We start from the raw sequence: 24,278 nt of genomic DNA on the forward strand, positions 1-24,278 counted from the left end.
CCATGTCCGGTTTCCATGAGGAGATCGTCCTCGACTGCCGCCCCGACGAGGTGTGGACCTACGTCACCGACCCCGCCCATCTGCCGGAGTGGCAGGCGAGCGCGGTGTCCGCCGAGCAACTCGACGCCGGTCCGTTCGGACTCGGCTCCCGGGTCAAGGTCATCCGGCACGTCGGCCGCCGCGAGATGCCGATGACGATGCAGTGCACCGAGTACGAGCCCGGCCGCTCGTGGAGCGTGCACGGCATCGACGGGCCGGTACGCGGCAACTTCCACGGCGAGATCACCCCCGTCGACGAGGGCCGGCGCACCCGCCTGACCATGGACCTCGACTTCGAGGGCCACGGCCTCGGCAAGGTCCTGATCCCCCTGGTCGTCCGCCCCCAGGTCCGCAAGGAGTTCCCCCGCAACGAACAGCTGCTGAAGCAGCACCTGGAACACACGGCCGCGTAGATCCCGTCCAACGAGACACACACAGACCAGGCGGGGCACCACCAGCCCCGCCTGACCGAGCCGGGCGGATAACTCGTTGTCCGGAGCCGATGAGCTGTGCCCATAGTGGCGCATGAGCAGGTACGCGGAGGTCATGGTCCTGGCGAGGGATGCCGAGGAGGTCATGGAGCCCCTCACCCGTCCCGATGAGAACCGGGAGTGGCACCAGTGCTTCACGCGGGTGGAAGACCGGGTGTTCGCCGGACGGAGCGGGGGATCGCATGAGTGCTACGCCTGGGTCATCCAGTTCATCCGCCACAACTGGCACGGGTTGCTCGGACACCTGGAGTCGCTGCCCTGGCCGGACCCGCATTCCGTGCAGGTCCTGGTCCGGGACGAGGAAGACGACTGCTTCGGTCTGTGGATGATCTACGACGGCAAACTGATCGAGGTACCCCTGCCCCGCACGAGGCGTGAGCCCTTCTCGGCATCGGTCACCGGAGTCCTCTCCCGGACCGACCGCCGCTTCGGTGAGCCGGACTGATCCACGCTCCTCAAGACCCGCCAGATGACTGACGATCCCTTCGCATCCCCGCGGCGAACGACGCGGCACCCACTCCGGCACTGACCAGCGCCGCGACACAGGTGAGGATCGTAGGGAGGTCGGACCCCCCGGACCCGGCGCCGGCCTGGGTGGAATAGACCCGCTGGACCGTCTCAGTGACCGTCACGGTCACGGCGGGAGCAGATGCCGGGAGGCTGGCCTCCGTGCTGCCGGAAGAGCTTTGAGTCGGCTCTTCGGTGTCGGTCTCGCTGGGAGATGTTCCCGGGGGCTCTCCGGCGCTGGGCTCGCTCTCGGTCGGCGTTGGAGGCGGTGACGGCGATTGCAGCGTTGCGGAGGATGTGGGGGACGGCGACGTCGAACGGCCCGATTCCTGACCGTTCAAGCCGCTGAGAACAGCCACGACGAGCACCACCACACTGACACCCATCAAGGCAGCGCCAACCCATATCAGGCGCGATCGTCGGTCCCTCATACCCCCAGGTTGCAGCAGCCTCACAGACCATGCGACAGGACCAGGACCTCTCTGGCATCACCAGTACCGCAAGCACACCGGGGCAAGCGGCCCCAGCCCACCCAAGTCGATCTGCGACACTGGTAGCACCATGCCCAAGCCCGGAGAACTTACCTTTGTCGCGCCGCGCGGTGCCAAGGCGCCGCCGCGGCATCTTGCCGATCTCTCGCCCGCCGAGCGCAAGGCCGCTGTCGCCGAGATCGGGGAGAAGCCCTTTCGCGCCAAGCAGCTGTCGCAGCACTACTTCGCGCGGTACGCGCACGAGCCCGAGCAGTGGACCGACATTCCCGCCGGTGCGCGGGACAAGCTGCGCGAGGCGCTGTTTCCCGAGTTGATGACCGTCGTGCGGCATCTGTCGACCGACGAGGGGACGACGCGCAAGACGCTGTGGCGGCTGTTCGACGGGACGCTCGTCGAGTCCGTGCTGATGCGGTATCCGGACCGGGTGACCATGTGCATCAGCTCGCAGGCCGGGTGTGGGATGAACTGTCCGTTCTGTGCGACCGGGCAGGCCGGGCTGGACCGGAATCTGTCCACCGCCGAGATCGTGCACCAGATCGTGGAGGGCATGCGGGCGCTGCGGGACGGGGAGATCCCCGGGGGGCCGTCGCGGCTGTCCAACATCGTCTTCATGGGGATGGGTGAGCCGCTCGCCAACTACAAGCGAGTGGTGGGGGCCATTCGGGCGCTGACCGACCCCGCTCCCGACGGGCTCGGGCTGTCGCAGCGCGGGATCACCGTGTCGACCGTCGGGCTCGTGCCCGCCATCCACCGGTTCGCGGACGAGGGCTTCAAGTGCCGGCTCGCGATCTCGCTGCACGCCCCCGACGACGAGCTGCGCGACACCCTCGTCCCCGTGAACACGCGGTGGAAGGTGCGCGAGGTGCTCGACGCCGGGTTCGAGTACACGGAGAAGTCCGGGCGTCGGCTTTCCATCGAGTACGCGCTGATCCGGGACATCAATGATCAGGCCTGGCGCGGGGACCGGCTCGGGCGGCTGCTCAAGGGCAAGCCTGTGCATGTCAACCTCATCCCGCTGAACCCGACGCCCGGGTCCAAGTGGACCGCCTCCCGCCCCGAGGACGAGAAGGCGTTCGTCGAGGCCATCGCCGCCCATGGTGTACCGGTGACCATTCGGGACACCCGTGGCCAGGAGATCGACGGGGCGTGTGGTCAGCTCGCCGCCACCGAGCGGTAATCTGACCTTCGTCAGTACATCTACATATTCCGACAGGGGAGCGCCACAGCGCTGAGAGTGCGGCGGACAGGGCCGCAGACCCTCCGAACCTCGCCCAGGTCATTCTGGGTAGGGAGATCGGTCATCACTCTAGCTGTTGCGCCCTGCCCGGGCCGTCGTCAGGCGTCCCGGGCAGGGCCGCGTCTCTTCCTGGTCCCTCCAGGAGGAATGTCAGTGAGCATCACCAAGAAGGCCACGGTCGCGGTGGTCGGCCTCGGGCTCGTCACGCTGTCCGCGTGCGGGTCGTCGGGCGGGAGCGAGAAGACCTCTGCCACCGAGTCCAAGACCGTCACTCTGGTCAGCCATGACTCGTGGGCCGTGTCCAAGAACGTCCTCGCGGACTTCGAGAAGAGCTCCGGGTACAAGGTCAACGTCCTCACCAGCGGCGACGCCGGGCAGGCCGTCAACAAGGCGATCCTGACCAAGGACAACCCGCAGGGCGACGTCTTCTTCGGCGTCGACAACACCCTGCTCTCCCGGGCGCTGGACAACGGACTGTTCCAGTCGTACGAGGCCAAGGGGCTCGGCTCCATCGGCGCCCAGTACCAGCTGGACAAGGACAAGCACCGGGTCACGCCGATCGACTTCGGCGACATCTGCGTCAACTACGACAAGCAGTACTTCGCCGACCACAAGCTGACCCCGCCGGCCTCCTTCGACGACCTGGTCAAGCCCGAGTACAAGAACCTGCTGGTCACCGAGAACGCGTCCACCTCCTCGCCCGGCCTCGGCTTCCTGCTCGGCACCGCCGCCAAGTACGGCGACGACGGCTGGCAGGACTACTGGAAGAAGCTCAAGGCCAACGGCGTCAAGGTCGTCGACGGCTGGGAGCAGGCCTACGACCAGGAGTTCTCCGGCTCGGCCGGCGGCAAGAAGGCGCACGGCGACCGGCCGCTCGTCGTGTCGTACGCCTCCTCCCCGCCCGCCGAGGTCGTCTTCGCCAAGCCGCAGCCGAAGACCGCGCCCACCGGCGTGGCCGCCGGCACCTGCTTCCGGCAGATCGAGTTCGCGGGTCTGCTGAGCAACGCCAAGAACACCAAGGGCGGCAAGGCGCTGATCGACTTCCTGGTCTCCAAGGAGTTCCAGGAGGACATGTCGCTGAACATGTTCGTCTACCCGGTCCTCGACGGCGCCAAGGTGCCCGCCGAGTTCACCCAGTACGGCCCCGCGGCCAAGGACCCCCAGACCATGGCCCCCGGCACCATCGCCGACCACCGTGACCAGTGGGTCAAGCAGTGGACCTCGCTCGTACTGAGGTAGTCCGCCGGAAGGACCGCGCGGGGAGCGCGGCGCGGCTCGGGCTGATGGCCCTGCCCGTCGCGTTCTTCGCCGTGTTCTTCGCCTACCCCGTGGCCGCGATCGTCGCCCGCGGACTCAAGGTCGACGGCGTGTGGCAGTTCGGCCGGCTCCCCGACGTCCTCGGACAGTCCGACATCCGGCACGTGCTGTGGTTCACCACCTGGCAGGCGCTGGTCTCCGCCGGGCTCACCCTGCTCCTCGCGCTGCCCGGCGCCTACGTCTTCGCCCGCTTCGACTTCCCCGGCAAGCGGCTGCTGCGGGCCGTGGTCACGGTGCCGTTCGTGCTGCCGACCGTCGTCGTCGGCACCGCCTTCCTGGCGCTGGTCGGGCGCGGCGGGCTGCTCGACGACCTGTGGGGCGTACGGCTGGACACCACCGTGTGGGCGATCCTGCTCGCGCACGTCTTCTTCAACTACGCCGTCGTCGTACGCACCGTCGGCGGCCTGTGGGCACAGCTCGACCCGCGGCAGGAGGAGGCGGCGCGCATGCTCGGCGCCTCCCGCTTCACCGCCTGGCGCAAGGTCACCCTGCCCGCGCTGGCGCCCGCCGTCGCCGCGGCCGCGCTGATGGTGTTCCTGTTCTGCTTCACCTCCTTCGGCATCGTCCAGATCCTCGGCGGACCCGCCTACTCCACCCTGGAGGTGGAGATCTACCGGCAGACCGCCGACGTCTTCGACCTGTCCACCGCCGCCGTGCTGACGATCGTCCAGTTCGTCGCGGTCGGCGTGATCCTCGCCGTGCACGCCTGGACGGTACGGCGCCGGGAGAGCGCGCTGAAGCTGGTGGACGCGGCGACGACGGCACGCCGGCCGCGCGGCGCCGGGCAGTGGGCGCTGCTCGCCGGGGTGCTGCTGACCATCGCGCTGCTGCTCGTGCTGCCGCCCGCGGTGCTGGTGCAGCGCTCCCTGGACGGCGGCCTCGGCTACTACCGGGCGCTGACCGGCCAGGACGGCAACACCTTCCTCGTCCCGCCGATCGAGGCCATCGGCAACTCGCTGCAGTACGCCGTCGCCGCCACCGGTATCGCGCTGCTGATCGGCGCGCTCGCCGCCGCCGCGCTCACCCGCCGGGACGCCGGGCGCCTGGTGCGCGGCTTCGACGCGCTGCTGATGTTGCCGCTCGGTGTGTCCGCGGTGACCGTCGGCTTCGGCTTCCTGATCACGCTCGACACGCCCCCGCTGGACCTGCGCAGCTCCTGGATCCTCGTGCCGCTCGCCCAGGCGCTCGTCGGCGTCCCCTTCGTCGTACGGACCATGCTGCCCGTGCTGCGCGCGGTGGACGGGCGGCTGCGGGAGGCTGCGGCCGTGCTCGGGGCATCGCCGTGGCGGGTGTGGCGCGAGGTCGATCTGCCGATGGTGCGGCGGGCACTGCTGATCGCCGCCGGGTTCGCCTTCGCCGTGTCGCTGGGCGAGTTCGGGGCGACCGTGTTCATCGCGCGGCCGGACACCCCGACACTGCCGGTGGCCGTCGCCCGGCTGCTGTCGCGGCCCGGTGATCTCAACTACGGGCAGGCGATGGCCCTGTCGACGATTCTGATGGTGGTGTGCGCCGTGGCGCTGCTGGTCCTGGAGAGCCTGCGGGTGCCCGACCGGACGGGGGAGTTCTAGATGCTGCTCAGCCTCGCTGCCGCGACCGTCCGCTTCGGTGAGCGGACCGTGCTCGACGCCGTCGATCTGGACGTCGCCGAGCACGAGGTGGTGTGTGTGCTCGGGCCCAGCGGCAGCGGCAAGTCGACGCTGCTGCGGGCGGTCGCCGGGCTCCAGCCGCTGGACGCGGGCCGGATCGTGCTGGACGGCCGGGACCAGACGCGGGTGCCCGCGCACAAGCGGGGCGTGGGGCTGATGTTCCAGGACCACCAGCTGTTCCCGCAGCGGGACGTGGCCGGAAACGTCGCCTTCGGGCTGCGCATGCACGGTGCCGCGCGGAGTGAGCAGGCCGAGCGGGTCGGGGAGTTGCTGGACCTGGTGGGCCTGCCCGGCGCCGGCCGGCGGGCGGTCGGCGCGCTGTCCGGTGGCGAGCAGCAGCGGGTCGCGCTCGCCCGGGCGCTCGCGCCCCGGCCCCGGCTGCTGATGCTGGACGAGCCGCTCGGCCAGCTGGACCGCTCACTGCGTGAACGTCTCGTCGTCGAACTGCGGGAGCTGTTCGGCCGGTTGGGCACGACCGTGCTCGCGGTCACCCACGACCAGGGCGAGGCGTTCGCGCTCGCCGACCGGGTCGTGGTGATGCGGGACGGGCGGATCGCCCAGTCCGGCACGCCTCTTGAGGTGTGGCAGCACCCGGCGGACGCGTTCGTCGCCCGCTTCCTCGGCTTCGACAACGTGGTCCCGGGGACGGTCGCCGGCGCGGCGGCCGACACGCCGTGGGGCAAGCTGCCGGTGCCCGACGGTTCCCCGCAGGGGGCGTGTGACCTGCTGGTGCGCCCGGCGGGCGTCCGGCTCACCGGCGTGGAGGACGGCCTGCGCTGCACGGTCACCGCCCGCACCTTCAAGGGCACCCATGTCGCCGTCCACCTCCAGCCCGAGGACGCGCCCCGGCTGGAGGCGGCCTGTGCGCTGCGCGAGGCACCCGAGGTCGGCGACGAGGTCGGGGTCGCCTTCGACATGGCGGAAATCGTCGTGCTCGGCTGATCGCCGGCTGCCTAGGGTGGCCGCATGACACAGCTGACCCATGACCGCTACTGCGACGAAATAGCCCGCCAGATCGACCAGTTGACGTCGATCGTGACCTCCGGGGCCGACCTGACGGCGACCGTGCCGACCTGCCCGGACTGGACGCTGGACGAGCTCGTACGGCATGTGGGCCGCGCCCTGCGCTGGGCGGATCAGCTGGTGCGCACCCGCGCCGAGGAGAACATCCCGGACGAGAAGGTGCCGGACAGGGCCGGCCCGGACGCCGTGGGTGACGCCGCCGCACTGGGGGCCTGGCTCGCCGAGGCCGGCGACCTGGTCGTCGAGGCGCTGCGCGAGGCCGGTCCGGATGCCGCGGCGTGGGCATGGTCGGGGCAGGCCACGGCCGGTTTCTGGGCCCGCCGGATGACGCACGAGATCACCGTCCACCGCGCGGACGCCGCCCTGGCCGCCGGCCTGCCCTACGAGGTCGCGCCCGAGGTGGCCGCCGACGCGATCGACGAGTGGCTGGAGATCGTGCAGTTCATCCAGCGGATGGGCCTCACGGAGGGGGCGAAGGAGCTGTGTGGCGACGGCCGCAGCATCCACCTCCACGCCACCGACACCCCGGCGGAGCTGGACGCCGAGTGGCTGGTGGAGCTCGCCGAGGACGGCGTGCGCCGGCGGCGTGGGCACGCCAAGGCGACGGTCGCGCTGCGCGGACCGCTGACCGACGTTCTGCTCGCCTTCTACCGGCGGCTGCCGCTGGACACGCCCGGCCTGGAGATCCTCGGCGAGCGGGAGCTGCTGGAGTTCTGGCTGAGCCGGGCCACCTTCGGCTGATCCGCCGTATCACGCCCGCGCGCCCCGCCCCGGTCGCCGGACACGCGGACGGCCCGCCCCCGGTGACCGGGGACGGGCCGTTCGCGCGCGTCGGGCCTCAGTTGCCGCTCTTGGCCCCGCGGCGGCGCATGCCGAAGAAGACCGCGCCACCGCCGACGACGACCAGGGCGCCCGCGACGCCGGCGATCAGGCCGGTGTTGGAGTTCGCGCCGGTCTCGGCGAGGTTGGAGTCACCGACCGCCGGGGACGGGGCGTTGCTCACGGTGTCCGCGGGGGCGGTGCTGGTGGACGCCGACGGGGCCGGCGTCTCCTCGGCCGGGGTGGAGGCGGACGGCGACGGCGCCGGGCTGCTCGGCGTGGCCGGCGGCGTCGTCGGGGTGTCCTTCTTGCAGCCTTCGGACGGGGTGGTCAGGTTGCCCTTGATGTCCTCGTCCACGAGGTTGCCGGCCTTGACGTGGACGCGGTAGGTCGCGTTGGGCTTCCAGTCCTCGGCGAAGGTGATCGTCGCACCTTCGCGCGAACCCCGGACCTCCTGCTCACCGATCTTCTTTTCGTCGCCGCCGTTGTTCTCCAGGAAGACGGAGACGACGGCCGGGGTGCCGGAGGCGTCGACGTCGGTGACGGTGATGACGCCCTTGTCACCTTCGCACGAGGCCTTGGCGGAGAATTCGCTGATGTTGCAGGCGAGCGCGTTGCCGGCGACACCGAGCGCGAGAGCCGCCGCGGCGGAGGCGACCCCGAGGGCGCGCACGGAACGGGCGGCGGTACGGCGAGATATGGACACGTTTGTCCTTTACGGGATGCAACTGCGGGGGGTGGAAGGGGACTTGGGTCGTCGAACGGTCGCGGGAGCAACCCTCCGGCAACACCGCCCCCATGAGGCTCACAGGTTTATAAGCGCTCCGTAAGGAGTGTCAATGCACAGACCGGTCAAGCCAGTTGCCTTTGCCGTCTTATTAACCGACGAGACGTTTCAGCGCCTCCGGAGCCTCCTCGATCCCGTCGACCAGCGCGATCCGGGCGCGCATCGAGCGGTCCCCCGCCAGCGACTCCAGCAGCGGCCAGGCCGGCAGCCGCTCCGTCCAGTGCGCCCGGTCCACGAGCACCATGGGCGTGGGCTCGCCCCGTGACTCGTAGTAGTTCGGCGTCGCGTTGTCGAAGATCTCCTGTACGGTGCCGGCGGCGCCCGGCAGGAACACCACACCGCCGGTGCAGCGGGCCAGCAGGCCGTCCTCGCGGGTGGCGTTGGCGAAGTACTTGGCGATGTGCGTGGCGAACGGGTTCGGCGGCTCATGGCCGTAGAACCAGGTCGGGATGCCGATCGACGAGCCGCCGCGCGGCCACTGGGCGCGCACCTCGAACGCGGCCCGCGCCCAGTCGGTGATCGACGGTGTGAACGACGGCGTAGCGGCGAGGAGTTGCAGGGCCTCGCCCAGCATCTCGTCGTCGAAGGGGGCCGCGTACGCGCCGAGGTTCGCGGCCTCCATAGCGCCCGGGCCGCCGCCCGTCGCCACGGTGAGGCCGGTGCGGGCCAGGGCGCGGCCGAGGCGCGCGGCACCGGCGTACTCCCGCGTCCCGCGCGCCATAGCGTGGCCGCCCATGACGCCGACGACCCGTGCGCCGACCAGGACTTCGTCGAGGGCGTCGGAGACGGCGTCGTCGTGCAGGGAGCGGAGCATGGAGGCGAATATGTCGCCGTCCGCCCTGGTCCGCTGGAACCAGGCGTAGGTGAGCGCGTCCGGGGTGGCCTCGTAGCCCCGGTCCAGCCCGGCGAAGAGTTCCTCGGGGGAGTAGACGAACCCCCGGTACGGGTCGAAGGGCAGGCCCGGGACGGGCGGGAAGACCAGGGCGTCGGACGCGCGGACGCGGGCGGCCGCCTCGGGGGCCATCGGGCAGCCGAGGAAGACGGCGCCCGCGGTGTCCACGGACAGCAGCACCTCCGTACGGCCCGTCAGGTCCACTGCCTGGACCCGGAAGCCGGCGAGCGTGCCGTGGAGTCCCACCACCTCGTCGAACTCGGCGAGGGACTCGATCTCACGGTCGTGGGAGCCGTCGAACGGCTGGGCGGGTGTCGGATGCACCCGCCCATGCTAGGCACGGCCGTCGGGCGGGGAGGGTCAGCCCTGCACCGCCGCCGGGTCCATCCACACGACCTCCCAGGTGTGGCCGTCGAGGTCGTCGAAGGCGCGGCCGTACATGAAGCCCATGTCCTGCGTCTTGCCGGTGGCCGTGCCGCCGAGCGAGAGCGCGCGGTCGACCAGCTCGTCGACCTTCTCGCGGCTCTCGGCGCTCAGACAGACCAGCACCTCGCTCGTCTTCGTCGCGTCGGCGATCTCCTTGTCGGTGAAGGTCGCGTAGAACGGCTTGGTGAGCAGCATCGCCACGATCGTGTCGCTGATCACGACGGAGGCGGCGTTGTCGTCGCTGAACTGCGGGTTGATCGTGTAGCCGAGGTCGGTGAAGAACTTCTTGGAGGCCTCCAGGTCGTTCACGGGCAGGTTCACGAAGATCATCTGCTGGTACATGCGGGCCTCTCCCGTCGGTGGTGCGGTGTTGTCGGTCGGTAGACCGGGGGGCCGCGCGGAACTCATCGGTGGCCGCTGATCTTTTTTCGCTGAGCCTCAGTGGGTCAGGGGCAGTGCCGCCAGCTCGGCGACCAGCAGCGTCAGGGGGGCGAACACGGCCAGCAGCGCGGCCGTGCGCAGCAGCGCCGCCGAGCGCAGCATCGTGGCCGGTGCGCCCAGGCGCAGCAGCGCGGCGGTGGTGTCGGCACGCTGCTGCCGGGCCTCCACGGCGGCGGTGAGCAGTGTCGCCACCGTGCAGCCGGCGACGACCAGGGCGCCGAGGGTGGTCAGCGGGCCGAACTCGGCCTGGCCGGTGCCGCGCAGGGCGGTCGTGGCGAACGCGGCGGAGGCGACGGCGCAGACGACGCCGAGGGGGCGGCCGATGCGGGTGGCCTCCGCCATCAGGACGCGGCCGGCCAGCAGGCGCAGGGCGCCGGGGCGGGCGGCCTGCAGCAGGCGGCCGGTGAGGTGGGTGAGGCCGGGGCCGGCCAGGGCGAGGCCGACGGCGGTGAGGAGCCAGCCGAGGAGGACGGCGACGGAGCCGGTGCGCATGCCGCTGGGCATCAGGAGGGTCTTGGCCGCTCCGGTGCGCAGGGCGTAGGCCTCCGTGGCGAGGCCGGCGGCGAGGAGGGTGATGCCCCAGGGGAGGGTGGTGGTGGGGGTGGGTTCGGGGTCGGTGGTGCGGTTGGTCGGGGCGGCCGGGGGTTCGGGGGTGCCGTCCGTCGCGGTGTGGGGGTCGGTCGCGCTGCCCGGCGCTTGCGGGGTGCCGGCCGCGCCCACCCGTGCCGCCCCAGCGGCACGACTGCCCGCGGACTCAGCGGGCTGATGAGCAGCGTCCGCCGGCGCCGGCGCCGACGCCGTGACAAGGCCTCCCGCGGCCTGGTGGTCGGCGTCCGACGGCGTCGGCGTGGTGACGAGGTTCCTCGCCGACTGGACGAGGGGCTGGGAGCCGTCCGCGGACGTGGGGCCTGCGCCGGGGTGTCGCTCCTTGGCGCCCAGGTGGGTGCCGAAGCGGCCGTATGCGCCGAACGTCTCCCGGACCACGGTCCTGCTGTACGCGCCGAAGCGGCCGTACCGGTGCGGGGTGTGCGGGCGGTGCGGGTCGCGGGGGCGGTGGGTCAGGGCCACCGCTGCCGAGGCCGTCGCCGGGAGGACGGCCAGCAGGGTCAGCGCCGCCGGTACCGGCAGCGGCTGGTCCGCCGCGAGGAACTCCGACGCCGCCCCGTCGAACGGCATGCCCGTGAGGTCGCCGCGCAGGTGCAGGAAGACCAGCAGGGCCAGCGTCGAGCCCAGCGTCGTGGACAGGGCCGTCGTCAGTGCCGAGACCGCCATCAGGCGGGCCGGGCCCAGGCCGACGGCAGACAGGCCGGGGCGCGGTCTGGTCGCGGGGTCGGTGCGGGCGACGGCCAGGGCGAACCACACCGTGGCGGCCAGCGGTACGACGCACCACGCCAGGCGCAGCAGCAGGGCCGCCGGGGAGGCGCCCGGGTGGGCGAGGGCGTAGCCGAGGGTGCACAGGAGCAGGAAGCCGGTGCCGCCCGACGCCGCCGCCACGAGCAGACGGCGCAGGTGGACGGCCGGGTGGGCGCCGCGGGTCAGACGGAGAGCGACCACGCGGCCCGGCCTTCCGTCTCGGTGACCGGCGGGAGGTGCACCGTCCTCACCCGGCGTCCGTCGAGCAGGGACACCGTGCGGTCGGCGAGCGCGGCCGTCTCCGGGTCCGCGGTGGCCAGCACGACGGTGATGCCGTGCGAGCGGGCGGCCGTGGTGAGGGTGCGCAGGACGTGGGCGCGGTCGGCGCGGTGCAGGGGGGCGGTGGGCTCGTCGGCGAAGAGGACCGCGGGCGCGGGGGCGAGGGCGCGGGCGATGCAGGCGCGCTGCCGCTCGGCCTGGGTGAGTTCGTGCGGGCGCCGGCGGGCCTTGTCGCCGATGTCGACGCGCTCCAGCCACTCCGTCGCGGCGACCTTGGCGCGGCGCCGGCTGACGCCGCGCAGCATCAGCGGGAGGGCGGCGTTCTCCCACACGTTCAGTTCGGGGACCAGCACCGGGGCCGGGTCGATCCAGCCGAAGCGGTCGCGGCGCATCCGCTCGCGGGCCATCGGGCCCAGGGTGTGCACCGGCACGCTGTTGAACCACACCTCGCCGCGCTGGGCCGGGGTGAGCCCGGACAGACAGCGCAGCAGGGTCGTCTTGCCGCTGCCGCGCGGGCCACCGACGGCGAGGATCTCGCCCTCGCGCACGCCGAGCGAGACGCCTTGGAGCGCGGGGGAGCCGTCGCTGTGCGTGAAGTGCAGGGAGCGTGCCCAGAGCACGTCGTTGTCCGGCGGGGCCTCCATGGGCGTACACCTCGTGTCAGATCCGTAGTTCCCGTGCCATTCCCCCGTGCGGGGGAACGAAGGCAGGGCCGATCGGTCACTGGCACGCTAGGCAGGTGACGGCGCAAGCCCGGACAGCACGCGGCCCCGGGCCCCCGTTCTTCACTCGAACGGGGGGCACCGGGGCCGGGATGATCATCCAGACGGAAGATCGGCCAGGGGAGGACCGCCGATCAGGGGCGTCGGATGATCGGGACCGTCGGGACGGTGAGGGCCGTCCGGACGATCAGAGCTTCGTCCACGCCTCCGTGAGCGTCGCCCGCAGGATCTGCTCGATCTCGTCGAAGGTCTCCTGGTTGGAGATCAGCGGCGGGGCGAGCTGGATGACCGGGTCGCCACGGTCGTCGGCACGGCAGTACAGGCCGTTGTCGAACAGCGCCTTGGAGAGGAAGCCGTACAGGACGCGCTCGGTCTCCTCGTCGTTGAAGGACTCCTTGGTGTTCTTGTCCTTCACGAGCTCGATGCCGTAGAAGAAGCCGTTGCCGCGGACGTCGCCGACGATCGGCAGGTCGTGCAGCTTCTCCAGGGTGGCCTTGAAGGCGCCCTCGTTGTCCAGCACGTGCTGGTTGAGGCCCTCACGCTCGAACAGGTCGAGGTTGGCGATGCCCACCGCCGCGGAGACCGGGTGGCCACCGAAGGTGTAGCCGTGCAGGAAGGTGTTGTCACCCTTGTAGAACGGCTCCGCCAGGCGGTCGGAGACGATGCAGGCGCCGATCGGGGAGTAACCCGAGGTCATGCCCTTGGCGCAGGTGATCATGTCCGGGACGTAGCCGAACTTGTCACAGGCGAAGGTGGTGCCGAGGCGGCCGAAGGCGCAGATGACCTCGTCCGAGACGAGCAGCACGTCGTACTGGTCGCAGATCTCGCGCACGCGCTGGAAGTAGCCGGGCGGCGGCGGGAAGCAGCCACCGGCGTTCTGCACCGGCTCAAGGAAGACCGCGGCGACGGTGTCGGGGCCCTCGAAGAGGATCTGCTGCTCGATCTGGTCGGCGGCCCAGCGGCCGAAGGCCTCGGGGTCGTCACCGAAGAGCGGGGCGCGGTAGATGTTGGTGTTCGGGACCTTGTGCGCACCCGGGACGAGGGGCTCGAACGGGGCCTTCAGGCCGGGCAGACCCGTGATGGACAGGGCGCCCTGCGGGGTGCCGTGGTAGGCGACCGCACGCGAGATGACCTTGTGCTTGGTGGGCTTGCCGACCAGCTTGAAGTACTGCTTGGCGAGCTTCCAGGCGGTCTCGACCGCCTCGCCGCCGCCGGTGGTGAAGAAGACCTTGTTCAGGTCGCCCGGGGCCTCGTTGGCCAGGCGCTCGGCCAGCTCGACGGCCTTGGGGTGGGCGTAGGACCACACCGGGAAGAAGGCGAGCTCCTGGGCCTGCTTGAGGGCGGTCTCGGCGAGTTCCGTGCGGCCGTGACCGGCCTGGACCACGAACAGGCCGGCGAGACCGTCCAGGTAGCGCTTGCCCTTGTCGTCGTAGATGTAGGTGCCCTCGCCCCGGACGATCGTCGGGACGGGGGAGTTCTCGTACGAGGACATGCGGGTGAAGTGCATCCACAGGTGGTCGTACGCGGACTTGCTGAGGTCCTTTGTGCTCACGGTTATCGGGTTCCCCACATGTAGGTCTGCTTCTTGAGCTTGAGGTAGACGAAGCTCTCGGTGGAGCGCACGCCGGGCAGGGCCCGGATGCGTTTGTTGATGACGTCCAGCAGGTGGTCGTCGTCCTCGCAGACGATCTCCGCGAGGATGTCGAACGAGCCCGCGGTCATCACCACGTACTCGACTTCCGACATGGCGGTCAGCGCGTCGGCCACCGCCTCGACGTCGCCCTCGACGTGCAGTCCGACCATCGCCTGCCTGCGGAAGCCCACGGTGAGCGGGTCCGTGACGGCGACGATCTGCATCACGCCCTGGTCGAGCAGCTTCTGGACGCGCTGGCGCACGGCCGCCTCGGAGAGGCCGACGGCCTTGCCGATGGCGGCGTACGGCCTGCGGCCGTCCTCCTGGAGCTGCTGGATGATGGCGAGGGAGACGGCGTCCAGGTTGGGGTTGGATCCGTTCCTGGACGGGGTGTCGCGGGGGGACTCGCGGGAGTCCCTCGCGTCCCTGGGGTCTGCGCTTCGACTGGCCACGACCTCACTGTGCACGACGTCTCGACAGTTCCGCAAGCCCCGATCGATGAAATTCGTTGTCTGCGAGATCGGGATCGACGGATTTCGCAGAAGTCAGGGGACCAGGGGTGTTGAAAACGTGGGTTCAGCGATTAGTCTGGGCATCTCAGTGATTGGACACCCGAACTTGGAGGGCCGGCAGTGAGCACCGAGCTGCGTCGTCTGCGCAACTACATCGACGGTGAGTTCCGGGACGCCGCCGACGGACGGACCACCGAGGTGGTCAACCCCGCGACGGGCGAGGCGTACGCGACCGCGCCGCTGTCCGGCCAGGCGGACGTCGACGCCGCCATGGAGGCCGCCGCGCGCGCCTTCCCGGCCTGGCGCGACACCACCCCGGCCGAGCGCCAGAAGGCCCTGCTGAAGATCGCGGACGCGTTCGAGGCGCGCGCCGAGGAACTCATCGCGGCCGAGGTGGAGAACACGGGCAAGCCGATCGGGCTGACCCGCTCCGAGGAGATCCCGCCGATGGTCGACCAGATCCGCTTCTTCGCGGGTGCTGCGCGACTGCTGGAGGGCCGCTCGGCCGGCGAGTACATGGAGGGGATGACCTCGATCATCCGCCGTGAGCCGGTCGGCGTCTGCGCGCAGGTCGCGCCGTGGAACTACCCGATGATGATGGCCGTGTGGAAGTTCGCGCCGGCCATCGCCGCGGGCAACACCGTCGTGCTGAAGCCGTCGGACACCACCCCGGCGTCCACCGTGCTGATCGCCGAGATCCTCGGTGAGATCCTGCCCAAGGGCGTCTTCAACGTCGTCTGCGGCGACCGCGAGACCGGCCGCATGATGGTCGAGCACCCGACCCCGGCGATGGCCTCCATCACCGGCTCGGTGCGCGCCGGCATGTCGGTGGCCGAGTCCGCCGCCAAGGACGTCAAGCGCGTCCACCTGGAGCTGGGCGGCAAGGCCCCGGTCGTGGTGTTCGACGACACCGACATCGCCAAGGCCGTCGAGGACATCTCGGTGGCGGGCTTCTTCAACGCCGGCCAGGACTGTACGGCCGCCACGCGCGTGCTGGTGCACGAGTCGATCCACGACGAGTTCGTCTCCGCGCTGGCCAAGGCCGCGTCCGAGACCAAGACCGGTCAGCCGGACGACGAGGACGTGCTCTTCGGCCCGCTGAACAACCCCAACCAGCTCAAGCAGGTCGAGGGCTTCATCGAGCGGCTGCCCGCCCACGCGCGCGTGGAGGCCGGCGGCAAGCGCGTCGGCGACCAGGGCTACTTCTTCGCCCCGACCGTCGTCTCGGGTCTGAAGCAGGACGACGAGATCATCCAGAACGAGGTCTTCGGCCCGGTCATCACCGTCCAGTCCTTCGCGGACGAGGACCAGGCCGTCGAGTGGGCCAACGGCGTCGAGTACGCGCTGGCCTCCTCGGTGTGGACCAAGGACCACGGCCGCGCCATGCGGATGTCCAAGAAGCTCGACTTCGGCTGCGTGTGGATCAACACCCACATCCCGCTGGTCGCCGAGATGCCGCACGGCGGCTTCAAGAAGTCCGGCTACGGCAAGGACCTGTCGGCGTACGGCTTCGAGGACTACACCCGCATCAAGCACGTCATGACGTCCCTGGACGCGTGACCCAGCCCCTGCGGGCACGCTGAGGCCGACGGCCTCGGATGAGACTCGCGGCCCCGGACGGAGGACGGACCGTCCGGGGCCGCGGTGTGTCCGGCGGCACCTCGGGCATCGCGTCGGGGCGTCCGCACTGCCCGCGCGGGCCGACACGGCGACGGCGCGGGTCCCCGGCCCGGGGGCCGGACGTCGCGGGTGGCGTTCCCGGCTCGGGCCCGGTCGTACGGCCACCACCCGGGGGCGTGGACCACCACCCAGGCCGGCGGCCGGCGACGCGGGGCGCCGGCCGGCGACGCGTGGCCCGATGAGGACGGACCGCCTCCGCGGCCCGGGGTGTTCGGTGGCGGGGGATGATCGACAAGGTGTCCGGCGCACGGGCCCGTACTCGACGCCGCGTCAATTGATCACGCGTGTCAGTGGGCGCCATGCTGCACCCATGCCCCTCCCACACCACCCCCTCTCCCGCCGTTCCCTGCTGCGCGGCCTCGGCGGTACCGCCGGGCTCGGTGCGCTGGCCGGCTGCGGAGTGCCCGCGGCGTACGTGCAGCCCGGCGATCGGGCCGCGGCCGACACCTCGGCCAGCGACAAGCGCCTGACGTGGGCGAACTGGCCGCTGTACATCGACACCGACGACGACCACCCCAGCCGGCGGCCCACCCTGGAGTCGTTCGAGAAGCAGACCGGGATAGCCGTCGACTACGTCGAGGAGATCAACGACAACGACGAGTTCTTCGGCAAGATCAGCCCCGCGCTGATGAACCACCAGTCCACCGGCCGGGACCTCGTCGTCATCAGCGACTGGATGTGCGCGCGGTTCGTGCGGCTGGGCTGGGTGCAGCAGATGGACCGCGCCCGCCAGCCGAACGTCACCCGGTACCTGGACCCCCTGCTGCGCTCCCCGGCGTTCGATCCGGGCCGCAGGTTCACCGTGCCGTGGCAGTCCGGCATCACCGGCATCGCCTACAACCGCCGCAAGCTCGGCCGTGAGATACGGCACGTCTCCGATCTGTGGGCCGACGACCTGCGCGGCCGGGTCACCCTGCTCTCCGGTCTGGACGAGTCGTTCGCGCTGCTGATGCTGGGCAACGGTGTCGACATCACCCGGTGGACGGCGGACGACTTCCACCGGGTGTGCGACCAGGTCCAGGCCCAGGTGCACCGCGGCCAGATCCGCCGCTTCACCGGCAACGACTACACCAAGGACCTGGTCAGCGGCGATGTCCTGGCCTGCCAGGCGTACTCCGGCGATGTGATCCAGCTGCGGGCGGACAACCCCGACATCGAGTTCGTCGTGCCCGAGGAGGGCGCCGAGCTGTGGGCGGAGTCGCTCATGGTGCCCAACCTGGCCGGGCACAAGGCCAACGCCGAGCGGCTGATCGACCACTACTACCGGCCCGAGGTCGCCGCCGAGCTGGCCGCCTGGGTCAACTACGTCTGCCCGGTCCCGGCCGCCCAGGACGTCCTGGCCTCCTCCGACGACGAGGACACTGCCGCCCTCGCCGAGAACCCGCTGATCTTCCCGGACGCGGGGATGCGCCGCCGGCTGGCCATCGCCCGCGACATCACGGCCGAGGAACGGACGGAGTTCGCCAAGCGGTGGAACAGGATCGCCGGGCTGTAGCCGGGCAGGACCCCGGTCAGGCCGGGTCCGTCACCTGGCGCCGGGTGGCCAGGACCATCAGTCCGCCGATCACGGCGACGCCCGTCAGCACCGAGCCGAAGATCGTGGCGCCGTCGGTCAGGCCCACGGCGTCGCTGAGGTAGCCGGCGCAGACGGGCAGCGCACCGGCCGGGATGTAGCCGCCCACGTTCAGCGCGGCGTTGGCCTCGGCCAGGCGCTGCGGCGGAATGCCGGAGTTGAGCAGGGACAGCCCGCCGAGCTGGCCCATGCCCTGGCCGGCGCCGGCCAGCAGCGCGGACAGGATGAGCACCGCCACCGCCGAGGTGTGCACGGCGCTCACCAGCGTGACCATGCTGAGCGTGGTGCTCACCGCGCCGGCCGTGAGGATGGTGCGGCGGCGCAGCCGCTGGACGGCGAACTGCACCCCGGTGGCGGCGAGGAACATCACGAAGGCCATGGCGCCGGCGACGATCCGGTTGGTGGTGCCGAGCAGTCCGGACAGCAGCGAGGGGCCGAGCGAGAGCACGAAGGACGTGGCGGTGATGCCGGGCGCGAACACCGCGATGCCGAGGGCGAGTCGGCGGCCGTTGCCGTGCGGCACGCCGGGCACGCGCACCCAGGCGCCCTCGGCGCGGACCTCGGGACGGCGCACCGGCATCCGCAGCACGCACAGCACCGCGGTGAGCAAAAGCGCGCCCTCGACGACGAAGACCGTGACGGTCGGTCCGGGGGCCGTCTCGGAGAGCACGCCGGCGAGCAGCGGGCCGAGCCCGGCGCCGAAGACCATCGCGCAGGAGGCGAGCAGGGCGGCGATCCGCTTGCGCCCGGGGCCGGCGACATCCGTCACGGCGGCCATGCCGGCCGAGACGACGGCGCCGACCGCGATCCCGGTGAACAGCCGGGCCACGATCAGCGCGGCCACACTCGTGGCGGTGGCGAAGATCGCGCACGCGGCGAGGGCGAGCACCAATGCGGGCAGCAGGACGGGCTTGCGGCCGACCCGGTCGGAGACCACGCCGCAGACCAGCAGTGAGCCGATGAGGCCGACGATGTAGAAGGCGAACACCACGGTCAGGGTGCCCTTGGAGAAGCCGATGTCGCGCTGCCACAGCACGTACAGCGGCGTCGCCGCGTTGGAGAGCACGAACACGGCCGTCACCGGCCAGGCGGCCAGCCACACCCACCACAGTGGCGCGACGGAGCGCCCGCCGGTGTCCGCGCCGCGTGTGTGCCGCCTCCCGTGGAGGGCCTGGACGGTTGGGGTCCGGGTCTCGGACATGACTGTTCCTCCCGATCTTCCCTGCCGGCATCCAGCAGTACGAGTCGAGTCGAACTTAGCATCCAGTACGATTGAACTCGTACAAAGGAACGGTGTCTTGAGGAGTTGTCCATGTCCGCGACCACGGCCGCCGCGCCCGCCATCAGGGTGTTCCCCGAGCCGCCCGACCTGCCGGAACCCCTGCCGGAGCCGGGGGTGGACGAGCTGCGCCTGGACACCGTGCTCGGCGCGCTCAGCGATCCCCTGCGGCTGACCATCGTCCGCAAACTCCTGCTGGAGTCGGAGAACTTCGACCACTCCTGCGGCTGGTTCGGCTTCGACCGGCCCAAGTCGTCGCTCACCCACCACTTCAAGGTGCTGCGCGAGGCGGGGCTCACGCGGCAGCGCCAGTACGGCCTGGAACGCCGCAGCCAGGTGCGGGTCGACGATCTCAACGCCCGGTTCCCCGGCCTGCTGGACCTGGTGGCGGCCTGGACCCCGCCGGAGTGACGGCGGTGCGCCTGTACGTCCGATATTCGCCTTTCGTTCATTTCGCTGTCATTTGCCCTTGCCTTGGGGGATGCGAGTGAGCAGAATGGCTCGTATATTTACGGCGTAAACGTACAGATCGCGGTTTTCTGTACGGGCCCGACGTCGACGCAGCCCCACGTCCGGAGGCCGCTATGGACCTCAATGACATGCCGCACACCGGCCGCCGCGTCAGTCAGGGGGAGCCGGCGACGCCTGCCGCGCCCCGCCTGACCGTCGTCGTGCCGACCCGGAACGAGCAGGAGGTCGTCCCGCTCCTGCTGCGTGCGCTGGGGACCGCATTCGCCGCACTGGACGCCGAGGTCCTGCTCGTCGACGACAGCGACGACGACACGCCCGCGGTCGCCGCGGCGCACGGGCCGCGCTGCCCCCTGCCCGTGCGCATGCTGCACCGCCCGCCCGGCCGGCGCGCGGGCGGACTGTCCGGCGCCGTGATCGCCGGTGCCCGCGCGGCGCGCGGCGGCTGGGTGCTGGTCATGGACGCCGACCTGCAGCACCCGCCGGAGGCCGCGGCCGCGCTCGCCCGCACCGCCCTGGGCCACGACGTCGACATCGTCGTCGGCACCCGGCACGCAGGAACCGGCTCCAGCGGCGGCCTGGACGGCGCCGCACGGTCGCTCGCGTCCTCCGGCAGCGCCCTGCTCGCCAAGCTGTTCTTCCCGCGCCGCCTGGCCACCGTCACCGACCCGATGAGCGGGCTGTTCGCCTTCCGCCGCGACCGGATCGACCTGGACCGGCTGAACCCGCTCGGCTTCAAGATCCTCCTTGAGCTGCTCGTCCGCCATCCGTCCGCCCGGGTCGCCGAGGTGGCCTACACCTTCGCCCCGCGCGCCGCGGGCACCTCCAAGGCGTCGCTGCGCGAGGGCCTCACCTATCTGCGCCATCTCGTGCGGCTGCGCGGAACGACCCGCAGCGGCGGCGAGCGCGCCGCGGCGTTCGGCCGGCTGCTCGCCTTCGGGCTCATCGGGGTCAGCGGCATCGGCGTGAACACCGCCGCGCTCTGGCTGTTCCACGACGTCCTGAACGCGCCGCCGCTGTGGGGTGCGGCCCTGGCCACCCAGGTCTCCACCGGCTGGAACTTCGCGCTCGTCGAACTCCTCGTCTACCGCGGCACCCTGCGCGGGACACGCACCGGCCGCGGTGTCCGCTTCTTCGCCATGAACAACCTGCTGCTGCTCGCCCGCCTCCCGGTGCTGGCCTGGCTGCTGGCTCTCGGCGTCGGAGTGCTCACGGCCAACGCCCTCACCCTCGTCCTGCTGTTCCTGCTGCGGTTCCTCTTCAGCGACCGGCTCATCTACCGGGCCCCCGCGAGCGAGGACGAGAGCACCGGGCGCGACCCGGTGCGCACGCTCGTCGACCCGGGCGCCCCGGTCAGCACCCCGTCCACCGCGCACGGCGGGCACAAGCGCTCCCAGTACCTGCCCTACCGCTACGACATCGCCGGCCGCGTCAGCATCGCCTCCCAAGTGCCGCTGCCGGAGCTGGAGTTCTTCCGGGCGCAGTGGGTGCCCCCGCGCGACTGCGACATCGCGATCCGGGTCAGCGACATCGGCCGCCGCATCCCGCACCACCGCGCCGCGCTCACCGAACTCACCCGAGAGGTGAACGGCCGCCCGGCGAGCCTGCGTTACGAGGAGCAACTCGGCCGGCTCGGCGCCAACTTCCGCGTCGACCTGGGCAAGCCGATCTCGGTGGAGGTCAGCCCGATGCTGGCGCGCTCCCCGCACGTCGTCTACACCAACATCATCGAGGCCCTGCTGCGCTTCGTCGTGGTGCCCCGCGGCTGGATGCTGCTGCACTCCGCCTGCCTCGACTTCCACGGCACCGGAGTGATGCTCTCCGCCCTCACCGACACCGGCAAGACCGCCACCGTGCTCAGGATGCTGCGCGAGCACGGCGGATGCTTCCTGTCCGACGACATGACGCTGGTCGACGCCGCCGGACACGCGGTGTGCTTCCCCAAGCCGCTCACCATCAGCGCCCACACCCTGCACGCGGTCCACGCCGACGACATCACCCGGCCGGAGTGGCTCAAACTCGCCGCGCAGAGCCGTCTGCACTCCAAGGGCGGCCGCTCCTTCGCCCTCACCCTCGCCCGCCTCAACCTGCCGATCATGACGATCAACGCGCTCACCCAGATCATGGTGCCGCCGCCCAAGTACGCCGTCGACCGGCTGGTGCCCTGCACCGTCGGCACCACCACCACCGTCAGCGATCTGTTCGTCATCGAACGCGGCGCCCCCGCACTCGCCGACATGCCCTACGAGGAGGCGGTGCGGCGCATGCTCGGCAACACCGAGGACGCCTACGGCTTCCCGCCCTTCCGCTATCTGGCCCCCGCGCTCAGCGTGGACGGCCTGGACCACACCGAACTCCGCGCCCGTGAACGGGAGATCCTCTCCGGCTTCCTGTCCGGGGTCCGGGTGCGCACGCTGGCCTCCGACTGTTTCGGCTGGGCCGACGAGATCCCCGGCCTGCTGGAGCCGGAGCGCCTCGACGGCATCCCGGCCCCGGTCCACGACGGCTTCACGCACAACGGCGTCGCCCACGACGGCCTCGTCAGCGGAGGTCCCGACGCCTACGAGGGTGTGGAACGGCCGCACTGGGGCTGGCACTTCGACGACGCCACCCCGCTGGCCGTGCCGAGCGGTGCCCGCCGCACCAGCACCGCCGCCACCGAAGGGACCTAGTTGGCTGATTCAGCGGCGCGCGTGGGCCGCTGTCTGGAGGATGACGTCGGCGACCCGGTCGGCGACCTCGTTCGGCAGGAAGAACACCGCGCCGGGGATGGTCACCACCTGGGTGTGCGGGCACGCCACGAGCACGCGCCGCTCCTAGCCGCGGCGCAGTGCGCTCAGGACGTCGATGCGGTTGGTGGTGATGGAGTCGACGCCCAGGCCGATCAGGCGGCGCATGGCGCGGCGGGTGTCGGGCGTCCACACGGACAGCAGGTGGCCGCCGCGATGGACACGCTCCGCCAGGGCGCGGTCCACCAGCGAGAACCGGTAGTTCAGCCAGCGCGGGCGCACCGCCTCCAGCAGCGCGGGGCGCGGCGGGGCGAGGCTCGTCCAGGTCAGCGCGATCTCCGCGGCCGGATCGGCGGCCCGCACCGCCAGCATGGCCGGGGCGCCCGCGCAGTAGTAGACGCGGTCGCCCGCCCCGGCCTCCCGGACGGCGTCCACCACCCGGCGTGCCGCCGCCACGTCCGGCGTGCCGGGCAGGTCGACCATCACCCGGCTGCCGTCCGTCGCGGCCAGCGCCGCCGTCAGCGTCGGCACTCCGCCGCCGGTCAGCCCCTCCACCTCGGCCAGCGACAGCGCGAGCAGCGGGCGGTCCTGCTCCCACAGCCGCTTGAGCGTCTCGTCGTGCAGGAGGACCGGGACACCGTCACGGGTGAGCCGTACGTCGATCTCCACGGCGTCCGCGCCCGCGGCGAGCGCGGAACGCAGCGAGGCGATCGTGTTCTCCCGTACGCGGTACGGGTCGCCGCGGTGGGCCACGGCCGTCAGGGTCTGCATGCGGGCCATTGTGACGGCAGCCGGCCGTCGCCGGTCAGGGAGCGAGCCACCGGGCGGTGTAGGTGTCGATCTCCTCGCGGATACGGGCCTTGCCGGCGCCGTCCAGGAAGGAGGCGTCGACGGCGTTCTTGGCCAGCTCGGCCAGGCCCCGCTCGTCGAGCTCCAGCAGCCGGGCGGCGACCGCGTACTCGTTGTTCAGGTCGGTGCCGAACATCGGCGGGTCGTCCGAGTTGATCGTGACCAGGACGCCGGCCCGGACGAACTCCTTGATCGGGTGCTCGTCGAGCGTGCGCACCGCGCGCGTGGCGATGTTGGAGGTCGGGCACACCTCCAGCGGGATGCGGTGCTCGGCGAGGTGCGCGAGCAGCTTCTCGTCCTGCGCGGAACTGGTGCCGTGCCCGATGCGCTCCGCGCCCAGGTGGGTGAGCGCGTCCCACACGGTCTGCGGGCCGGTGGTCTCGCCGGCGTGCGGCACCGAGTGCAGCCCGGCCGCGATGGCCCGGTCGAAGTACGGCTTGAACTGCGGGCGCGGCACACCGATCTCCGGCCCGCCGAGCCCGAAGGAGACCAGCCCCTCGGGGCGCACCGCGTCGTCGGTGGCGAGCCGGGCGGTCACCTCGGCCGACTCCAGGCCGGCCTCGCCGGGGATGTCGAAGCACCAGCGCAGCACCGTGCCGAGCTCGGCCTCGGCCGCCTTGCGGGCGTCCTCGATCGCCGCCATGAAGGCCCGCTCGTCGATGCCGCGGCGCACGGAGGAGTACGGCGTGATGGTCAGCTCGGCGTAGCGCACCTGCTGGCGGGCCAGGTCGCGGGCCACCTCGTAGGTGAGCAGCCGGACGTCCTCGGGGGTGCGGATCAGGTCGACGACGGACAGGTAGACCTGGATGAAGTGGGCGAAGTCCGTGAACTGGAAGTAGTCGGCCAGCGCCTCGGGGTCGGTGGGGACCTTGGAGTCGGGGTGGCGTGCGGCCAGTTCGGAGACGATCCGGGGGGAGGCGGACCCGACGTGGTGCACGTGCAGCTCGGCCTTGGGCAGGCCGGCGATGAAGGCGTGCAGATCGTGCGGGACGGGCGCGGCGGCGGGTGCGTCGAAGCGGTCGGTCAAGGGGTCCTCCCCGGGACGGCGCCCCCCTCGCCGGCGATGCCGGGCGCGGGGACGCGGG

Annotated in this window: 22 protein-coding genes and 1 riboswitch; of the genes, 11 read left to right on the top strand and 11 right to left on the bottom strand. The window is 71.5% G+C overall.

Annotation, left to right across the window (positions count from 1 at the left end; all coding sequences use genetic code 11):
• The first annotated feature begins 2 nt into the window (after positions 1 to 2).
• From C3489_RS11845 to C3489_RS11875, 7 genes are all read left to right on the top strand, one after another.
• Positions 3 to 452, top strand: a complete 450-nt coding sequence (locus C3489_RS11845) for an SRPBCC family protein (protein ID WP_103781714.1) — start codon at positions 3 to 5, stop codon at positions 450 to 452.
• A 112-nt stretch (positions 453 to 564) separates the two neighbouring features.
• On the top strand, positions 565 to 975 hold the full coding sequence (locus C3489_RS11850; protein WP_103781715.1) for a hypothetical protein: 411 nt from the start codon (positions 565 to 567) through the stop codon (positions 973 to 975).
• 623 nt (positions 976 to 1,598) lie between these two features.
• Positions 1,599 to 2,705, top strand: a complete 1,107-nt coding sequence (rlmN, locus tag C3489_RS11855; RefSeq protein WP_103781716.1) for a 23S rRNA (adenine(2503)-C(2))-methyltransferase RlmN — start codon at positions 1,599 to 1,601, stop codon at positions 2,703 to 2,705.
• Between the two features lie 24 nt (positions 2,706 to 2,729).
• A riboswitch (TPP riboswitch) is annotated at positions 2,730 to 2,838 on the top strand.
• A gap of 74 nt (positions 2,839 to 2,912) precedes the next feature.
• Positions 2,913 to 4,004, top strand: a complete 1,092-nt coding sequence (locus C3489_RS11860; protein WP_103781717.1) for a thiamine ABC transporter substrate binding subunit — start codon at positions 2,913 to 2,915, stop codon at positions 4,002 to 4,004.
• 44 nt (positions 4,005 to 4,048) lie between these two features.
• Positions 4,049 to 5,650, top strand: coding sequence for an iron ABC transporter permease (locus C3489_RS11865; RefSeq protein WP_103781718.1), 1,602 nt, complete (start codon positions 4,049 to 4,051; stop codon positions 5,648 to 5,650).
• Positions 5,651 to 6,670, top strand: coding sequence for an ABC transporter ATP-binding protein (locus C3489_RS11870; protein ID WP_103781719.1), 1,020 nt, complete (start codon positions 5,651 to 5,653; stop codon positions 6,668 to 6,670).
• 24 nt (positions 6,671 to 6,694) lie between these two features.
• Positions 6,695 to 7,492, top strand: a complete 798-nt coding sequence (locus C3489_RS11875; RefSeq protein WP_103781720.1) for a maleylpyruvate isomerase family mycothiol-dependent enzyme — start codon at positions 6,695 to 6,697, stop codon at positions 7,490 to 7,492.
• A 97-nt stretch (positions 7,493 to 7,589) separates the two neighbouring features.
• Here C3489_RS11875 and C3489_RS11880 read toward each other — a convergent pair whose 3' ends face one another.
• The 7 genes from C3489_RS11880 to C3489_RS11910 all read right to left on the bottom strand — a co-directional run bounded on the left by C3489_RS11880 (position 7,590) and on the right by C3489_RS11910 (position 14,570).
• Positions 7,590 to 8,276, bottom strand: coding sequence for an LAETG motif-containing sortase-dependent surface protein (locus C3489_RS11880; protein ID WP_103781721.1), 687 nt, complete (start codon positions 8,274 to 8,276; stop codon positions 7,590 to 7,592).
• A 172-nt stretch (positions 8,277 to 8,448) separates the two neighbouring features.
• Positions 8,449 to 9,573: an LOG family protein gene (locus tag C3489_RS11885; protein ID WP_103781722.1), complete on the bottom strand. Its 1,125-nt coding sequence runs from the start codon at positions 9,571 to 9,573 to the stop codon at positions 8,449 to 8,451.
• A 36-nt stretch (positions 9,574 to 9,609) separates the two neighbouring features.
• Positions 9,610 to 10,017 carry a VOC family protein gene (locus C3489_RS11890; RefSeq protein ID WP_103781723.1) on the bottom strand — a complete coding sequence of 136 codons (408 nt, stop codon included), beginning with the start codon at positions 10,015 to 10,017 and terminating at the stop codon, positions 9,610 to 9,612.
• Positions 10,018 to 10,113: 96 nt separating this feature from the next.
• The gene (locus C3489_RS11895; protein WP_103781724.1) at positions 10,114 to 11,670 is read right to left on the bottom strand and encodes a hypothetical protein; all 1,557 of its coding nucleotides are present in this window, start codon (positions 11,668 to 11,670) and stop codon (positions 10,114 to 10,116) included.
• Entirely contained in the window at positions 11,652 to 12,392 is a 741-nt protein-coding gene (locus C3489_RS11900) for an ABC transporter ATP-binding protein (RefSeq protein WP_103781725.1), read from the bottom strand. The genes C3489_RS11895 and C3489_RS11900 overlap by 19 nt, the downstream gene beginning before the upstream one ends.
• Positions 12,393 to 12,657: 265 nt before the next feature.
• The gene (locus C3489_RS11905) at positions 12,658 to 14,022 is read right to left on the bottom strand and encodes an aspartate aminotransferase family protein (protein ID WP_103781726.1); all 1,365 of its coding nucleotides are present in this window, start codon (positions 14,020 to 14,022) and stop codon (positions 12,658 to 12,660) included.
• A gap of 2 nt (positions 14,023 to 14,024) precedes the next feature.
• A complete protein-coding gene (locus C3489_RS11910) occupies positions 14,025 to 14,570 on the bottom strand; it encodes an Lrp/AsnC family transcriptional regulator (protein WP_103781727.1) in 546 nt (181 codons plus the stop codon).
• A gap of 165 nt (positions 14,571 to 14,735) precedes the next feature.
• Between C3489_RS11910 and C3489_RS11915 the strand changes: the two genes are divergently transcribed.
• A complete protein-coding gene (locus C3489_RS11915; protein WP_103781728.1) occupies positions 14,736 to 16,175 on the top strand; it encodes a gamma-aminobutyraldehyde dehydrogenase in 1,440 nt (479 codons plus the stop codon).
• Positions 16,176 to 16,605: 430 nt separating this feature from the next.
• The gene (locus C3489_RS11920; protein WP_103781729.1) at positions 16,606 to 17,790 is read left to right on the top strand and encodes a spermidine/putrescine ABC transporter substrate-binding protein; all 1,185 of its coding nucleotides are present in this window, start codon (positions 16,606 to 16,608) and stop codon (positions 17,788 to 17,790) included.
• Between the two features lie 16 nt (positions 17,791 to 17,806).
• Here the strand turns inward: C3489_RS11920 and C3489_RS11925 are convergent, their stop codons facing one another.
• Complete coding sequence (locus C3489_RS11925; protein ID WP_103781730.1) at positions 17,807 to 19,069, bottom strand: MFS transporter; 1,263 nt, start codon at positions 19,067 to 19,069, stop codon at positions 17,807 to 17,809.
• Between the two features lie 111 nt (positions 19,070 to 19,180).
• Here C3489_RS11925 and C3489_RS11930 point away from each other — a divergent pair, with 111 nt between their 5' ends.
• Positions 19,181 to 19,558 (top strand): helix-turn-helix transcriptional regulator, encoded by a 378-nt coding sequence (locus C3489_RS11930; RefSeq protein WP_103781731.1) that lies wholly within the window; start codon positions 19,181 to 19,183, stop codon positions 19,556 to 19,558.
• Positions 19,559 to 19,731: 173 nt separating this feature from the next.
• Positions 19,732 to 22,287 (top strand): glycosyltransferase, encoded by a 2,556-nt coding sequence (locus C3489_RS11935; RefSeq protein ID WP_103781732.1) that lies wholly within the window; start codon positions 19,732 to 19,734, stop codon positions 22,285 to 22,287.
• Between the two features lie 9 nt (positions 22,288 to 22,296).
• On the opposite strand, the gene C3489_RS39325 is transcribed toward C3489_RS11935, so the two are convergent.
• The 3 genes from C3489_RS39325 to C3489_RS11945 are packed head-to-tail and all read right to left on the bottom strand — an operon-like array spanning position 22,297 to position 24,220.
• Positions 22,297 to 22,422: a hypothetical protein gene (locus C3489_RS39325; protein WP_258054662.1), complete on the bottom strand. Its 126-nt coding sequence runs from the start codon at positions 22,420 to 22,422 to the stop codon at positions 22,297 to 22,299.
• A 9-nt stretch (positions 22,423 to 22,431) separates the two neighbouring features.
• A complete protein-coding gene (locus C3489_RS11940; protein WP_103781750.1) occupies positions 22,432 to 23,115 on the bottom strand; it encodes a glycerophosphodiester phosphodiesterase in 684 nt (227 codons plus the stop codon).
• Between the two features lie 34 nt (positions 23,116 to 23,149).
• The gene (locus C3489_RS11945; protein ID WP_103781733.1) at positions 23,150 to 24,220 is read right to left on the bottom strand and encodes an adenosine deaminase; all 1,071 of its coding nucleotides are present in this window, start codon (positions 24,218 to 24,220) and stop codon (positions 23,150 to 23,152) included.
• Positions 24,221 to 24,278 lie beyond the last annotated feature (58 nt).

It is taken from the genome of Streptomyces sp. Ru71, assembly GCF_002920535.1.
Taxonomy (GTDB): domain Bacteria; phylum Actinomycetota; class Actinomycetes; order Streptomycetales; family Streptomycetaceae; genus Streptomyces.